Source organism: Fodinicurvata sp. EGI_FJ10296 (genome assembly GCF_040712075.1).
GTDB lineage: Bacteria > Pseudomonadota > Alphaproteobacteria > DSM-16000 > Inquilinaceae > JBFCVL01.
The window spans coordinates 367,115-381,757 of the sequence record NZ_JBFCVL010000005.1 but is presented as its reverse complement, the minus strand read 5'-3'; the positions used below and the strand labels follow the sequence as shown (position 1 = coordinate 381,757).

The window sequence follows — 14,643 nt, the reverse complement described above, 5'->3', positions numbered from 1 at the left end:
TGGAATGGAGCGGGGCCGCAGGTCAGGCAGGCGCGTGGCCTGATGCGATGGCGTCCCGGCGCTCGACGGTCAGCAGATCGCGGGCGACCAGCCAGTCGAGCAGTTCGGTCAGTGCCGGATCGTCGAGGGTGACGGTCTCGCGGTCGAAGACGTCTTCCCAGAGGATGGCAAGGTCGGCAGCTTGGGCCGCGTCCAGGCTGTCGCCCAGCTTGATCGCCCGGCGTTCGGCATGGGTGAACAGCGCGCGAACCCGGCGAGGATCGACCGGCCGGGCAATCGGGCGATGATCGAGCGCGCCGGTCTCGAGCCGGACGAAGGCGGCATGGGTCCGGAACGCGGTATCGGCGGGCGGGTCCCAGGCATCGACCGCGATGCCCTGGGCCCGGCGGTCGGGCGCCAGGTCGTCCGGGCGGTGATGGGCTGCGACCACCGGCGCCCAGCCCTCGGCGTCGGCCTCACCGGGAAAGACCAGCGCGGTCATGCCCCGCCCCCGGTTTCACTGCCCCCGTCACCCGATTGGCCGTCAGTCGGCGCCGGGCAGTCGCCGACGGTCAGCGTCAGTTCGGTCACGCGATATTCGCCGGCCGAGCCGAACATCTCTTCCGGCACGCTGATCTTCGCCAGAAAGCCGCCGGCCTCCGACCACAGGCCGATATGAGAGACGACGGCGCCGGCCGGCACCTCGAAGCCGATCGTGCCGGTGGCGGCAACCGCGCCGTTCTCCGGTTCGCTCCAGGTCACGGGGCGGCGGGCATAGGCGCCGCCGTCGATCTCCTGGGCGCCGTCGGCGCCGGGATCGTCGCCGTGCAGCGACAGGGACGTCGCGGCCGCCGCCAGCGCGGCCACCGCGGTGTCGGTGCCAAGGGGTGTCAGGGCCATGGGGCTATTCCTCCAGGGTAATGGTGATGGCTTCGCACCACGCCGCCTCATGCGCCGTGGGCAGGATGTGATCGGCCGGGCTGTCGAGGGTGACGAGCTGAACGCCCGGCGGCGACAGGGCGGCAAAAAGGCCGGAGCGGGTGACCGGATCGCCCAGCCGGTGACGGGCGGCAACGTAGGTCCGCAGACGCTTGTCGGCCTCGGCGCGCACCACCTCGGCATCGGGGCCGTCATAGACCCGAAGCCTGGCCTCGACCCGGTACGTGAGGATCGCGGCGGCGCGGATCTCGACCCGGTCGGTCAGCGGCCGGACATCGCGGGCAGACAGCGCGGTATCGACCGCCTCCAGCACTTCCGGTCCCGGAACGCCCTTGCCCTCGCGGGTCAGCACCGTGACGATGACCCGGCCCGGTTCCGGACTGGCGACGGACGCCGACTTGATCGCCGGATGCGCATCGCGGGCGGCGGAGATATAGGCATTGTCCGGCCCGGCCACGCTCAGCCGGTACAGCGCCAGCTGCGCGCGTTCGCGCAGGGCGTCGTCGTCCTCCCAGACCGGCGGTACCGGCGGCAGGGCGTCCGGGTCGCCGGGCTTGATCAGCAGGCGGCGGGTTTGCGACAGGTCCCACGCCTTGCGGTCGAGATCCTCACCCCGGGCGCTGGCCAGCAGCGTGGCGCGCGAGGCCTCGTTGATGCGCTGGCGCAACAGCAGCTCGCGCCAGGCATTGGCCTGCAGCAGCGCCGAAACCGGATCGGACTCGACCATGGCCGAGTAATCGGGATAGCGCCGGACGAACTCGGCGCGCATCTCGGCATGGATTGCCTCGAAGTCGCCCTCGTCGACGATCGGCGGCGGCTCGAAACTGGCCAGATCCACCCCGGCATAGGCGCGCACCGGCGGAATATCGAGGTCGGTCATGGCGACAGCTCCACGGTCAGGGAAACGGATTGATTGTCGGCGACGACCCGGCCGGTCAAGCTCAAGACCACCTGGCCGGGGCGCGATCCGGACACTGCCTGAACGCGGGTCAGCCGCAGGCGCGGCTCCCACCGGCGCAGGGCCTTTGCGGTGGCGGCATAGAAATCGACCACGGTCGCCGGCGTCAGCGGGGCGTCGACCAGACGCGGCAGGTCCGAGCCGTACTCCCGGCGCATGACCCGCGTGCCGACCCGGGTGGTCAGGATATCGCGGATCGACTGGGCGAGATGATCCGTTCCGGCCAGAGACTGGCCGGTGATGGCGTTCATTCCTTGCATGGGAAAACCTCGATTATCCGCCGATGCGCACCGTGGCGGCGCCGGTGGCGACCACCGAGCCGCAACTCACCGGGTCGCCGATCCGCCCGGCCGGGCGGCCGTTGATCCGCACGGTGCCCGACCCGGCCGCCAAAACCCCGGCATGGCAGTCGGTGGGTCGATCGACGCAGCAATGCACGTCCCAGGCGTCGCCGACGCGATGCGCGGCCGCGCCCTCGATCCGGACATCGCCGTTGCCGGCAACCGACGGCCGGGACGGCCAGCAGTCATGGCCGGTGCAGAGATCGCCGAGGCGGGTGGCTGGGGGCATTTCGTTTATCGTGCTTATTTGGTATACTAGAAAACATCGGATAATTCTTGTGAACGGCTGTATATCATAATGCTTCATGCAATCATAGTAAAAGCAGCGCTAAGTGAATTGAGTGAGAAACATTATCATCCGACGGACAGTATGTTTAATGTCTTTATAAATAATCTATATGAATGGCAAACTTTGGCATCTGGAATCTTGGCGTTAATTGGCGCAATTATTACAGTTTATTTTTTGACAAGACAAATTAAAATACAGAAATCCCAAATAAAAAAGTACGATGATGAAAAACGCGATATAAATTTGGTTCGATCATTCAGGTACAGAAATGAAGTATGTATCGAACTCCATGAAATGGAAGATTATGCGAGGAAATGTCTTAATAAGCACTTACTAAACCCCGAAACTCGCATCCGACCTCCAGTAAAATTACTTACATCAATTACGAATTCTATAGAATATTTAGATATTAATTCTGCAAGATACATGTTTCACATGATGAATACATATCAAATTCACGAAGCAAGGATGAAAGAGCATTATGAAAATAGAGTTACTTCGGATAAAATCGCTTTATCTTATAATGCTATTATCCTCAGCAAAATGTCTAATAATATATACAAATATGCAAGAAACCAGTCTAATGAAATACAGAACATAAAGGTTTCTAAGGGTGATATTGAGAGAGAATACATGAAAATCAAACCAGATAATTGGCTCGATATAGAAGTCGACGAGATGATTATCCAAAAAATCGAAAGAAAAATTCCAACTACCATGAATATTATCGATCTTAGTCTTGATAACCCAGCGCATAATACATATTTTATCAGTTAATATCCACCGTCGCTCCGTTGATCGTGATCGGCCCCTCGGCCCGGATGTCGATTGCCCCTTTCGAGCGTAGCGCGATACCGCCTTCCGCTTCAACGGTCACGCGCCCGGGCGTCGTGAGCCGGGTGGTGCCGGCCTGGCCGTCATGTTCGACCACCGTGCCGTCGGCATAGGCGCGTTTGTCCACCGCCGGCCGGTCATCGGGTGGCGGGTTGTCGGTGCAGTTGAGCCGGGCGATGACGGTGCCGTTGTTCAGATCGCCGCCCGGACAGACAACGATGACGCGCTCGCCGATGGTTGGCGGATCCCAGGTGCGGTCGGCGCCGGCGCGGGCTTCGGCCCAGCGGATCCAGTTGCTGACGATCGGCCCGTCGGCGATCCGGACACGCGCGGCGGTGTGATTGACCTCGGTCACCTGGGCATAGCGGATCACGCCGTTGACCTGGCGTTCGACGTCGGACAGGTCGCGGGTCAGGTGGCGGCGTTCTGGCATGGCCTCACTCCCCGTTCACCCAGGCATCGACAGCCGTGTAGGCGTCCTCGTGGTCCGGTCCGACCTCCGGCGCTTGGCCGACGAAGACGCCGGTCCGGCCGGGGCGGGTGGCGCTGTCCCGGTGGATCGCCGGCAGCGTCAGGATCCGGGTTTCCCGGACCAGCAGGACCGGCGCGTCGGCCGTGGCGGCCTCCGTCGCGGACAGGGGCGCGTGATTCTCGAACGCGGTGCCGGGGGTGTAGGTGTGGGCGTCGATCAGCTTGGCGTCGATCGCCACCCGGCGGATATGATCCGGCGCCGCGCCGTTGTCGAGCGCGTCGCGGGCCAGCGGGGCGTAGCCGTCGCCGTAGTCGTCGGCCTCCGGATCGAAGACGACCGCGCCACCCCCGGACGTCGCAAGCGCCGGCGATGCGGTATCGTCCTGCTCTCCGGCGCGTTGCCAACAGGCGCATTCGTAGGCCAGTACGACGCCCGCGAAGATCTGGTCGCCGTCGACGGCCGTCTCGGTCGCGGCCTCGATCAACCGCATATCCTCAACCAGCCGGCCGAGGGTCGGATCCCGTTCCAGGCAAGCCCCGATCTGGACCGCCAGTTTTTCGGCGGCAGTCTCGGCGTCGCGCCCCGCGGCATAGGCCTCGATCGCCACCGTCAATTCCCAATGCCTGGCACCGCCCGGATCGGAAAGATTGTTCAGAACCTTGCGCTGGGGCGAGTGGATGACGACCAGGGGCATGTGCGATGCGAACAGCGGCACGATCTGGCCGATCCGGACCTCGGTTCCGGCATCGGTTTGCGGCGTCGGTGTGGTCAGGGCGGCCCGGATCGCCGCCAATACTTGCGTGCGCGTGGTCATCGGCCATGATCCCGATGCAGTTTGAGTTTTGCGTTGCCGCCGCCGTCGGGTTGGACATCGTTTACCAGCCAATCCCGGCCGTCGGCGGTCAGGGCATCGCCGGCGACCGGCGGCTGCGGCAGATCGGCGATGCGCACCGTCAACGTGGGCGCGGTGGTCGACACCGGCGCTCGCGTGCCGGGCTCGACCGATTGATGGGGTTCATCCAGCACGCCGACGATGATCCGGGGCGCGGTGTCGCCCCCGGCCGGGCGGTATGTGACCCGTTCGCCGAACACCGCCAGGATCGGGGTCATCGCCACCCCGACCCGGTCCCGCCACCGGCTCACGGCTTCAGGGTCAGCCGGCGCAGGGCGCGTGGCCGCATGCACAGGGTCAGCGGGTTGGATTGCGCCTCGATCACCACCGCACGGCTGGTCTGACGTTCCGGCGGCATGAAGGCATAGCTCGGCAGCCCCTTGGTGTTGGTCAGCCCCATGATATCCGGCGGGCCGAACAGCATCTGGAACAGGCCCGGAATGCCGGACGGGAACAGCCGCGCCTCGTTGGCGCCGATGCCGACCTCGCCGTCCCTGGTGCCGCGATAGTTCGCCCACAGGATGCCGCCGTATTCGAACCGGCTGAACGCCTTGGTCACCCCGAAGACGTCGGACTCGCGGCCGGTGTCGCGGTTCGCCCGGGCGGCGGCGACTTCCTTATTGGAATAGACCTGGTCATAGAAATTGTCGCCGCACAGCGCCACCGGCTGCAGCGAGACCATCGGGAAACCCTCGATCTCGCGCGCCATGTCGCGCACCAGGCCGGTGCACCGGACCTCGAACTTGCGGTCATTGGCCGTGAAGCTCGCAAAGTCGATCTCGGCATCACCCATCGGCGCGATGCCGAAGAATTCGAACCAGTTGTCGAGCACGCTGCCGTCGGCGTCGAGAACCACGCCCTGGATTGCGCCGAGGCGGTGATATTCCTGGGTCAGTTCGAGCCGGGCGCGCAGGCCGAACGGGCCGGAGAAGCGTTCGGTCAGCAAATCCTGCGCGGTCGGCGTGACCGGTTGCCCGGCGGCCTTGGCATAGCTGATCGCGTTCTGGACCTCGTCGGCATAGGCCGAGGCCTCCAGGGCCAGCCGGCGCACGCTCGCCTTGCGCAACTTGCCTTTCTGATTGGGGATCTGGTCGGGCGGCGCGCCGCGCTCGCTGGTCTGGACGATCGACAACGCGCCGTCCAGGGCGTGGATGGCGATATCGGTGGTGCGGACGCCGTCGACCGAGAACAGCCCCATCGAGCCCAGCAGCTGCGGGGTATAGGGCACATCGTTGATCGAGGCGGTCAGGGTGACGGCGGAGAACGCGTCGCCGGTAAAGATGTCGGGCAATTCATACATGTGGCGGTCCTTATGAGGGTGCCTTATCGGATGATCAGGCCGCGCGCCGCCAGATCGTCAACTGCGGCGGCGCGATGTTCGGGGGTGGCGGCGCCGGGCCATTCCAGGCAGTGGCCGTTCACTTCGGCGTCCCGGGCGATGACAGTCGCGGCCTGCGGATCCGGGGCGGGCGCGAGATTGGCGTAGAGGATCCCGGTGGCCGTTTCGCTGCCATCCTCGGCCGCCGGATCGAGCGGAGCGTAAACCCCGCTTGCCGTCACACGGCCCAGGACGGTGCCGGCGGGCAGCGGCTGGTCGGTCAGCACCCGGACCTGGTCGCGGCTGCGGTAGCCGCCCGCCTCGGACACCAGGAATTCGCCGGTCCGGCGGCCTTCGCTCAGTGTGGTCATTTTGATGCGGCTCCGATTCCGTTCATGCGGTCATAGATGGCGCGGGGGTTGAGGCTCGAGGGTCCGGCCCCCGGTCCGGCCGCTGATGCGGCGGATTGGTCGGGTGTCCCGGGCCGGGAAGAATCGATCGCCGGGCCCGGCGCGGCGGTGAGGCGGGCCAGCAGCGCCGCGCTGACGGCATCCGGCGACAGCCCCTTGGCGATCGCATCATCGGCGAAGCCATCCTCGATCGCCGCCGTCACCCGCCGGGCGGCGGCGACCCGCGTCCGGATGGCGGTGGCGTCGGCCAGACGGGCGCGGGCGGTGGCCAGGGTCGCGCCTTCGCTCAGCAAGGCGGCGACCAGGGTCGAGGGTTCGCCCGCCTCGGCGCACAGTTGCGCGATGGCGCCGGCATCGCCCGGAGACTCGGCCTGAGTGTCAGCCGGCGGCGGCGAAGGGGCGGGGCCGGGTGGTTCCCCAGGGGGCGCAGAGGCAGTCGGAGAGGGGGCCGGCTTGGCCGGATGGATCGCCGCGGCCATTATCGGGGCGGGGGCGTGCGCATAGAGGCCATAGGCGAAAGCGGTCGGGGCTGGGTTGGCCGCGTCCCGGCCCAGAACGCGATCGGCGAACCCGGCCGCAACCGCTTCCTCGGCCGTCATCCAGGTTTCCGTTTTCATGAGGTCGCGCATCGCCTCGGCCGATTGGCCAGTGCGTTCGGCATAAAGCCCGGCATAGGCCGCCGACAGCCGTTCCAGCCCGGCCACCGACCTCGTGTGATCCGCCGCCGTCCCGACCGTGACCGCCGATGGATCGTGGATCATCATCACCGCGCCCGGCGCCATGGCGCAGTGGCCGCCGGCGGCGGCGATCAGCGAGGCCGCCGACGCCGCGACGCCCTCGACGATGACGGTCACGCCGCCCTTATGGGCCGAGAGTGCCGCGTGGATCGCGGCCCCCTCGGTCGCCAGGCCGCCGCCGGAATTGAGCCGGACGGTGATAGCCTTGTCGCGGCCGATCTCGGCCAGGGCCGCGATCACGTCGGCGCTGTCGAAGCCGCCTTCCATCGCCACTGGGCCCAGCAGGGCCAGTTCCGTGCCGTCAATCAGATGCGGCATTCGTCTCTCCATTGGCTGGGGTTGTCTCGGATCGGCCACCGCCGCGCGGATAGCGGCCGTCGCTGTCGTGCACCAGGCCGAGATCGTCGGCCCGGGCGTTGTCGTCGGCGATCTCGCGATCGATCGCCTGGGCGTCATCGCCGCGTTCGCTGACCACCCCGGCGCGCGAGGCAAAACCGGCGCGCACCTCTTCACGCTTGGCCTCGACGTCCTGAACCGGGTGGATGTAGGGCCAGGCCTGCGGGGTCCATTTGACCGGCGCCGTGGGATCAACGGTGGCCGGGAGCCGGCCGAGCGCCTGGCCGAGCAGGGCAAAGCGCCGCCAGACCGGCCGGCAGAGCTGAAAGACCATCAGGTGGTGCTGCAGCATTTCGCAGTGACGGCGGAACTCGTTGACCGCGGCGCGCCAGGTGCGGTCGTTGATCTGGCTGAAATCCCCCGACAGCTGTTCGTAGAGAATACCGGCGCCGCCGGCGATCAGGCGCAGCAGCTGGCGCATGAAGACATCGTACTGACCGCCCACGTCCTTGGGCTCGTTGAAGGTGACGTCCTCGCCCGGGCCCATAACCTGCATCGTGCCCGGCTCCATATCGACGTGGTGGTGGCCGGTGTCGTCGACCGTTGCGTCGCCCCAGCTTTCCTTGAGGTCGTCGGGCGTAATGCCCTCGGGCAGGTTGCGGCGGACAAAACCGACCAGCATCGCGGCGGTGCGTTTGCGGATCAGTTCGGACCGGTTGTAGTCCGCCACGTCGGCGATCAGATCCAGCACCCGCGACAGCACCGGCTCGCCGCGCAGCTGGCCCGGCCTGGTCGGCCAATAGAGGTGCAATACCCGGTCGGCCGGGACGCGCACCGGCTCCATGCCGGTGGCGGTCAGGGCCATGCCGTCGCCCGGATGGCGCGGGTAGAGCCAATAGGCCAGCCGTCGCGCCGGATTTTGCGGGTCCAGTTCGATCCCCTGCCGGATCATCGCGCCGCCGTCGGACCGGGTCAGATGCAACGGACAGTGTTCGGCCTCGATAACCTGGAGTGACAGCGGCACCGGCCCGCCCGGGTCGGATCGCAACAGGACGAAGCATTCTCCGGCCTCGGCCACGGCGCGATAGGCCTGGGCCTGCAAGCCATAGAAATCGAACTGCCCGGCGGCGTCGGCCGCATCTGTCCAGCGCAGCCACAGGTCGTGCAGGTCTCCGCGCAGCTGCGGCTTGATCCCGGTGCCGACGACATTGTCGGTCAGCCGGTCAATGGCGGTACCGGCGATGGCGTTGCGGCGGACCAGCTCGCGCGACTGATCGCGCAGCTGGGCCAGCCCCTGATCGGCGGCGGCGTTCGGGCCGATCGTGCCGGGCTGCCAGCGCCGGGCGCGCGGGCCGTCGCCGGTGGTCTGATAGGCGGCCACGGCCCGGCGCCCCTGTTGGGGATAAGCCGGGTCGTCGACATAGAGCCGGGTGCCCTTGATCCGGGTGCGGGTGCGGGCGGCGCGCATCACCAGCCCCGCCGGCCGTGCAGGACGAAGGACCTGACCCGCCGCGTCTGGCCGCCTCCGAGTTCCGCTTCGATCAGCGCCAGGGTCTGACGCATCTCGTCCAGGGACCGGTACCGGGTCACGTTGTCGCCGTGGCGCACTTCGGTGACGCCCAGCGCGATGGCGCGCTTGAGGTCGTCCCGGTGGGCTTGGGTCCAGGCCATGGAACTGTCCTATCGCTGCATGAAGGAACTGCGGATCACGCGGCGCTTGCGCGGCGCGCGCGGCCGGGGTGGCGGCTTGGGTGGCGGCCTGCTTATGGGCTCCGGGGCCGGCTGGTCGTCGGCTGGCGCGGGCGTTGGCGGCGAATCGGCAGTGGCCTGCGGGGCGGCCGTGGGCGCTGCCTCGCTTTTGACGGCGGTCACGAAACGCGGGCTGATCGTCTGCAGGCCACAGAGCGCGGCATAGGCGTAGACGAAACAAACGCCCGCCTCATGCGCGCCCCGGGGCTTGATCCATTCGGTAAAGCCCTTGCGGTTGATGCTGAGCCGCTCGCGGGTCAGCTGCTCGAAATACTCGTTGTCGATCGGGCGCGAACCGACCGGCGGCGCGGCCGGGAAATGGACAAAGCGCGGGCCGGGGTCTTCCACGGCCAGCGAGCCATAAGCCCAGTCGCGCGCCGCATTGCCGCCGATCATGTACCAGACGCGCCCCAGCTTGTTGCTGGGCTTGGTCGGCCAGACCCGGCCGCGCTCGCCGTTCTTCTCCGACCGGCCCTTGATCGCCCAAACCCGGTCGAGCCGCCGTTCGTTGGCGAACTGATAGGTCTCGGCGGTGTGGTGGCCGCCGCTGTCGATCACGGTCGCTTCGATGCGCAGGGCCCGGCCGTCGGCGCGCGGAAAGCTGCGCTTCAGCAGCGCGTCCAGTTCGGACCACACGGCTGTCTGGCCGGGATCGCCGCTCAGCACCCAATGCCCGATAAGCCAGCATTCCAGCCCCGCGCCCCAGCCCCAGACGGCGACCTCGATCCGGGGGTCGACGGTGCCGGACTGGATATCGGCGGCGGCCGTCAGCAACCGGACGCCCGCCGGCACGATGGCGCCATAGTCTTCCAGCCGCTCCAACAGGCTGTGGGCTTTGAGTTCCTTGCCGTTGACCGCCTTATACGGCTTGCCGAGGCGCAGATTGACGAAGGGCTGGACCAGGTCCGCCGGGTTCTCCAGCGCCTCGAGCCATTCCTCGACGATCACCCGCCAGGCCGCGTTCGGGTTGAGCGACATGCCGGTCCACAGATGGAACCCGACATGACCCGGCGTGCGCGGCGTCGCGGTCGGCCGCCACTCGCCCTGGCCGTCCATCCAGACCTTGTGGCGTTCCTCGATGATGCAGCCGCAGGTGCCGACATACCAGACGTCGTCGAGCTTGCCGTCCTCGGTCAGCTGCCATTTGAGACCGTGCACCTGATCGGGGCCGCCCCAGTCGAGATATTGCATCTCGCCGCATTGCGGGCAGGGCACGAAATAGCGGCGCTGGTCGCTCTGATGCCAGAGCTTCCAGATGCGCGAGGTCTCCTCGATCAGCGGCGTCGAGCCGCGCACCTGCTTGCGGTTCCAGAACGTCTCGCCGCGTGTCCAGAACAGCTTGAGCTTCTCGCCCTGGGTCTTGGCGCCGGGTGTCCAGCCGTCGCCGTCAACCTCGTCGGCGAACTGAAAGCGCGCCGAATAGCGCCGGAAGGCATCGTCGGATGCCGCCCCGACCACCCGGACCGAGGCGCCGTTGGCCAGCTGGTGAAAGGTTGCCTTGTCCGGCTTCTCCCCTTTGCGCCCCGGCCGTTGCAGCCGGGACAGAACCGGTGTCTCGCGCAGCATCGGCGCGATCTCCGAGCCGCCGAAATCCTCCGCGTCGGGAATGGTCGGCTGCGCGACGGCGCAGAGCGCGACTTCCTGGTGCAGGTGGTAGCCGATCGCCAGCGTGGCGCAGCGGGTATAGCCGACCCGGGCCGCCTTCAGCACCGTGACCAGCGGGATCGACGGGTCGCACATGGCATCGACCAGGCCGCGCTGATAGCCGTAGAGCGTGACCGGCCCGTGTTCCGCGCCGGTGCCCTTGGGGATGACGCCGTAACGGTCGGCCCATTCCGACCCGCTGAGCCGTTCGCGATACCGGAGCGCGGTGTCGAACAGCTGGCGGATATGCCGGCGCAGGCTGTGGCGGCCGCGCTGATAATCACCCCGGCGGTGGCGTCCGATCCGTTCAGCCGCCGTTCCCGCCGGTTCCGTCTGCATCATCGGTCGTCTCCGGGTCGCCGTCCTCCGGTGCGGCGAGGGCCCATTGTTCCGCCAGTTCGGCCTCGGCTGTGTCGAAGGCGCGGTTCAGCTCGCCCAGTACCAGGTCCTGGATCTCCGGGGCGCTTTCCATGGTGACGGTGCGCGAGGCAATCTTGGCCGCGGCGTTGGAGAGCCCGGCGCGCAGGCCGGCGCAGAAGGTCGCGATGTCGGCCTCGGCGTCGCTCCGGTCGACGACCTGGTCAAGGGCCTGATCGGCCTCGACCTCGGCCGTGATCGCCTGGGCGACCGCGCGGCGGCGGTCGGCCTCGTCCCGGCTGATCCGGTCGGCGCCGTCGTCATAGCCGGACAGCGCGTCCTCGACCGCGGTCCGCACGCGCCATTCGACGACGTCGGCAACGCAGATCGCCCATTCGATGCCCTGGGAGCGGTCGGCCTCGGTGACCACCGGGCAGCCCTGCTTGATCCACTGGGCCAGCGTGTTGCGGTGCAGGCCCAGGATCGCGGCGGCGTTGACCAAGCTTTCGGTTCTCTTGGTCCTGCCGGCCAATTGTGCATCCCTTTTCGCCTAACGAATTGAGATTGTTGAGAAATCCGGGGGAGGGGTGACAGGCCAAATCGGCCCGATTGTGCATCGGAATTCCGGTAAGTCATTGATCACAATAGCATATTCGGGTGGGATGCTGACGCTGCCTCGGGATCAAAATTTTCCAAAACACCGGAGCCCTGCGCTCAAGCGGCACCTCACTGGGCTCAGGGCCCAGGGTCCCCGCCCGGGTGCGGGCAGGGCGCCGTCTCGGGTCGTAGGGCGCGCGAGGCCGCCGGTTTACCCATCGAGCGGCCGACGAAAAGACGCCCGTCACGGGCCACGACAGCGCGTTCAGCGGAATTCGGTAATGCCGCCTGCAGGCCCTAATCTGGTCTTTCATAAGAGGGCGAGGCATTATCAAATGACAGCGAAGGGTCTCGGAATCGGCGGGCTATCGATCCTGCGCCGTGGCCTCGCGCAGGACACGGGCGAACACCGGCTCGCTGCGCCGGCCGGCCAGATCCTCGACCTGTTCGCGCATGCCCAGGCGCGGCGTCATACGCAGTCGCTGCGCCAAGACATACAGTGGTTCAATCCGGTCGGGCTTGGCCTGCCACAGGATGCCGTCACGCTCGAACACGTCGTCGCGCCGCTTCATCCGCGGCGCCGTCAGCGACCGGGGAATTGCCCGGCGCCGGTGCAGCGTCGCCAGCCGCCCGGCCGGGATGGGCCGCACATTCTCGGTCTTGGTGCCGCCGACTTCCTGCTCGACCATGAAACGGTCGCGGGAATAGACGGTCGAGGTCAGCGACTGCTTGGTGGCGAACTGAAACCGGATGCCGTGGACGGCCCAGCGCCGCCGAAGGTTGAACCGCTCGGGCAGCGACTCGCGCACCGCGTCCCGCCCCTCGCGCGCCAACAGCGTCATCGCCCGCGCCATGGCGAACGGCACATGCCGGCGCTGGTGCCGCCGCAGCCGGTTGATCGCCTGGGTGACATTGTCGGTGATGACCAGCATGGCGAATCAGCCCTGAAACGAAAAAGGGCGCCGCCCGGCTGGGTGCGCCCTGAATGATATCGCGTTAGGGGTGAAAAACCCACAACATCGCGACCTTATGGATGTGCTTTTATCGGAAGCCTCGGTCGCGTGTCAAGTGCAACATTCAATCCCTCGGTGAGTATTCCAGCCTTCTCTGACGAAATTCCTGCACTGACGGATTGCTGGTGAAAAATGCATCGGAATGATGCAGTCTCGTACAGACTGGAGCGCGCTTCCGGACCGGAGGAAAGGATGGCTAGCCGACCTCGGAAAACGACACGCCTGACGGTCAGTATCGAAGAGCAAGACCATGATGCGCTGGCGAAGCTCGCTGACGCCAGCGACGTGTCGCTCTCATGGTTGATTCGGCAAGCCATAAGACAGTTCATCAAGCGATCTCATTCGGTTGATAAGAAAGGTGAAGATACTCTACATGCTCGCGCTTCGAACAAAGACTGAAATGGCGAGCAATGGCGGAATCCGCGTCCGAAATGCACCAGAAGCGGCGCATTGGCGCGGCGCGCGTGCTGAAGATGCTAGGCTCTCCTCGTTCGGTATCAAACGTTCAGGCGGCGGAACACATCAATCCAAGACGATGATGTTCAGCGAGCTTGAAGCCCTGATGGCGACTGGTGCATTGAGGCCGGATGAGTTCCGCTCGGCCGCCATTGATGAGAACGCAATTGGCAAGGCGACCGGCAACACGAGGCGTCTGACATTTCGGCATTTGGCCAATCTCTATGGACTCGTTGATCAGCCAGAACTGACGAAGGCGTTCGTGAAATTGTGGAAAAGCGATATCCAAGGTCGTCGCTTGCAAGCTTTGCTCGTTGCCCTGGCTCGTGATCCGCTTCTGCGAGAGACGGCGGACGTTGCTATGACGGGGTCGGTGGGGCAAAGCTTGCAGCGCCCGCTATTTGAAGATGCTCTAGTCACGGCATTTCCTGGACGCTTCAGCGAGAAAATGCTTCGGTCGCTCGCACAGAACTGCGCATCGTCTTGGACACAGAGTGGGCATCTGAAGGGTGCAATCAAGAAAATTAGGCAGCGCGTTTCGCCTACTCCTCCGACGGTTGCGTTTGCGGCGCTAATTGCGACAGCGTCCGGCTTCGGGGGGCCGGCTATCTTGAACTCCGGTTGGATGAAAGTTCTGGACCTTGCTCCCGAACAAGCTCTCGACGCCTTGCGACGCGCCGAATCAATCGGCCTGGTACGTGTTCGGGCTGCGGGCGATGTAACCGAAATTTCCATCCGCCATCCAATGGCGGTCGCACTAGGGGTGCCAGGACTTGAAGACGTTTGATGACATCCTCGCCGCGTACAACAGGCAAGTGCAACTGCCCTGGGCAACGGATGTGCCCCCTGCGGCCCGCGTCTGGATACTTTGGTATGACAAGTCGCTTCAACGTCGATTTACAGGGCGTCTCGCAGAATTCGAACACGCGACGTTCCGGGCTGGGCATGGCTGGCATCAAATTTCCCTTTCGGGTTGGTTCGGCGCTTGGATCGCACAACACGAATTTTTCGATGCCCTGGTCGAACAACCGGCCGAGCTAAGAGGTCTCTTGCCTGAGATTGAGAACAGCCTTGTAAACGAAATCACGCATGGGTTGCGCGCTTGCACTTCTAATGACGTCCTCGCCGTTGACGGTTGCGGAGCGCTGTTCGGAATCGTGCGAGTTTCGGCCCTGATCAGCCGAATCGCAGACTCTATCCCTGGTCGGCTTCTCGTTGGCTTTCCTGGAACGCACTCTGCTGGCGTATACCGTCTGCTCGATGCACGGGACGGATGGAATTACCACGCCATTCCGATTCCGGCTGAAACCGAATTTTGAGGG

The 14,643-nt window shown here is 65.7% G+C and carries 20 protein-coding genes; 4 read left to right on the top strand and 16 right to left on the bottom strand.

Features of this window, described 5'->3' with window-relative positions; translation table 11 throughout:
- Positions 1-22: 22 nt before the first annotated feature.
- From ABZ728_RS13190 to ABZ728_RS13170, 5 genes are read right to left on the bottom strand one after another with little or no spacing between them, the layout of a single operon-like run.
- A complete protein-coding gene (locus tag ABZ728_RS13190; RefSeq protein WP_366656631.1) occupies positions 23-481 on the bottom strand; it encodes a hypothetical protein in 459 nt (152 codons plus the stop codon).
- Positions 478-879, bottom strand: a complete 402-nt coding sequence (locus ABZ728_RS13185; RefSeq protein ID WP_366656630.1) for a hypothetical protein — start codon at positions 877-879, stop codon at positions 478-480. Before ABZ728_RS13185 ends, ABZ728_RS13190 begins: the two co-directional genes overlap by 4 nt.
- 4 nt (positions 880-883) lie before the next feature.
- Positions 884-1,798, bottom strand: a complete 915-nt coding sequence (locus tag ABZ728_RS13180) for a baseplate J/gp47 family protein (RefSeq protein ID WP_366656629.1) — start codon at positions 1,796-1,798, stop codon at positions 884-886.
- A complete protein-coding gene (locus tag ABZ728_RS13175; protein WP_366656628.1) occupies positions 1,795-2,136 on the bottom strand; it encodes a GPW/gp25 family protein in 342 nt (113 codons plus the stop codon). Before ABZ728_RS13175 ends, ABZ728_RS13180 begins: the two co-directional genes overlap by 4 nt.
- Before the next feature lie 13 nt (positions 2,137-2,149).
- Positions 2,150-2,446, bottom strand: a complete 297-nt coding sequence (locus tag ABZ728_RS13170; protein WP_366656627.1) for a PAAR domain-containing protein — start codon at positions 2,444-2,446, stop codon at positions 2,150-2,152.
- A 69-nt stretch (positions 2,447-2,515) separates the two neighbouring features.
- On the opposite strand from ABZ728_RS13170, the gene ABZ728_RS13165 reads away from it, so the two are divergent.
- Positions 2,516-3,283: a hypothetical protein gene (locus ABZ728_RS13165; protein WP_366656626.1), complete on the top strand. Its 768-nt coding sequence runs from the start codon at positions 2,516-2,518 to the stop codon at positions 3,281-3,283.
- Here the strand turns inward: ABZ728_RS13165 and ABZ728_RS13160 are convergent.
- The 11 genes from ABZ728_RS13160 to ABZ728_RS13110 form a co-directional block, all read right to left on the bottom strand.
- On the bottom strand, positions 3,276-3,773 hold the full coding sequence (locus ABZ728_RS13160; RefSeq protein ID WP_366656625.1) for a phage baseplate assembly protein V: 498 nt from the start codon (positions 3,771-3,773) through the stop codon (positions 3,276-3,278). The genes ABZ728_RS13165 and ABZ728_RS13160 overlap by 8 nt on opposite strands.
- Before the next feature lie 4 nt (positions 3,774-3,777).
- Entirely contained in the window at positions 3,778-4,626 is an 849-nt protein-coding gene (locus tag ABZ728_RS13155; protein ID WP_366656623.1) for a hypothetical protein, read from the bottom strand.
- Positions 4,623-4,922, bottom strand: a complete 300-nt coding sequence (locus tag ABZ728_RS13150) for a head-tail joining protein (RefSeq protein WP_366656621.1) — start codon at positions 4,920-4,922, stop codon at positions 4,623-4,625. Before ABZ728_RS13150 ends, ABZ728_RS13155 begins: the two co-directional genes overlap by 4 nt.
- A 29-nt stretch (positions 4,923-4,951) precedes the next feature.
- Positions 4,952-6,004 carry a major capsid protein gene (locus ABZ728_RS13145; RefSeq protein WP_366656619.1) on the bottom strand — a complete coding sequence of 351 codons (1,053 nt, stop codon included), beginning with the start codon at positions 6,002-6,004 and terminating at the stop codon, positions 4,952-4,954.
- Positions 6,005-6,027: 23 nt separating this feature from the next.
- The gene (locus tag ABZ728_RS13140; protein WP_366656618.1) at positions 6,028-6,393 is read right to left on the bottom strand and encodes a head decoration protein; all 366 of its coding nucleotides are present in this window, start codon (positions 6,391-6,393) and stop codon (positions 6,028-6,030) included.
- Positions 6,390-7,487, bottom strand: coding sequence for a head maturation protease, ClpP-related (locus ABZ728_RS13135; RefSeq protein ID WP_366656616.1), 1,098 nt, complete (start codon positions 7,485-7,487; stop codon positions 6,390-6,392). Before ABZ728_RS13135 ends, ABZ728_RS13140 begins: the two co-directional genes overlap by 4 nt.
- Positions 7,471-8,973 (bottom strand): phage portal protein, encoded by a 1,503-nt coding sequence (locus ABZ728_RS13130; protein ID WP_366656614.1) that lies wholly within the window; start codon positions 8,971-8,973, stop codon positions 7,471-7,473. The genes ABZ728_RS13135 and ABZ728_RS13130 overlap by 17 nt, the downstream gene beginning before the upstream one ends.
- Positions 8,973-9,176, bottom strand: a complete 204-nt coding sequence (locus ABZ728_RS13125) for a phage head-tail joining protein (RefSeq protein WP_366656612.1) — start codon at positions 9,174-9,176, stop codon at positions 8,973-8,975. Before ABZ728_RS13125 ends, ABZ728_RS13130 begins: the two co-directional genes overlap by 1 nt.
- A 9-nt stretch (positions 9,177-9,185) precedes the next feature.
- A complete protein-coding gene (locus ABZ728_RS13120; protein ID WP_366656611.1) occupies positions 9,186-11,240 on the bottom strand; it encodes a terminase gpA endonuclease subunit in 2,055 nt (684 codons plus the stop codon).
- Positions 11,206-11,757, bottom strand: coding sequence for a Terminase small subunit (DNA packaging protein Nu1) (locus tag ABZ728_RS13115; RefSeq protein ID WP_366656610.1), 552 nt, complete (start codon positions 11,755-11,757; stop codon positions 11,206-11,208). Before ABZ728_RS13115 ends, ABZ728_RS13120 begins: the two co-directional genes overlap by 35 nt.
- Before the next feature lie 460 nt (positions 11,758-12,217).
- Positions 12,218-12,784: a hypothetical protein gene (locus ABZ728_RS13110; protein WP_366656609.1), complete on the bottom strand. Its 567-nt coding sequence runs from the start codon at positions 12,782-12,784 to the stop codon at positions 12,218-12,220.
- A 213-nt stretch (positions 12,785-12,997) separates the two neighbouring features.
- On the opposite strand from ABZ728_RS13110, the gene ABZ728_RS13105 reads away from it, so the two are divergent.
- The 3 genes from ABZ728_RS13105 to ABZ728_RS13095 are packed head-to-tail and all read left to right on the top strand — an operon-like array spanning position 12,998 to position 14,640.
- Positions 12,998-13,264 (top strand): ribbon-helix-helix domain-containing protein, encoded by a 267-nt coding sequence (locus ABZ728_RS13105; protein ID WP_366656608.1) that lies wholly within the window; start codon positions 12,998-13,000, stop codon positions 13,262-13,264.
- Positions 13,224-14,108 carry a hypothetical protein gene (locus ABZ728_RS13100; protein WP_366656774.1) on the top strand — a complete coding sequence of 295 codons (885 nt, stop codon included), beginning with the start codon at positions 13,224-13,226 and terminating at the stop codon, positions 14,106-14,108. The genes ABZ728_RS13105 and ABZ728_RS13100 overlap by 41 nt, the downstream gene beginning before the upstream one ends.
- Complete coding sequence (locus tag ABZ728_RS13095) at positions 14,095-14,640, top strand: DUF1788 domain-containing protein (protein ID WP_366656607.1); 546 nt, start codon at positions 14,095-14,097, stop codon at positions 14,638-14,640. The genes ABZ728_RS13100 and ABZ728_RS13095 overlap by 14 nt, the downstream gene beginning before the upstream one ends.
- Positions 14,641-14,643: the final 3 nt, after the last annotated feature.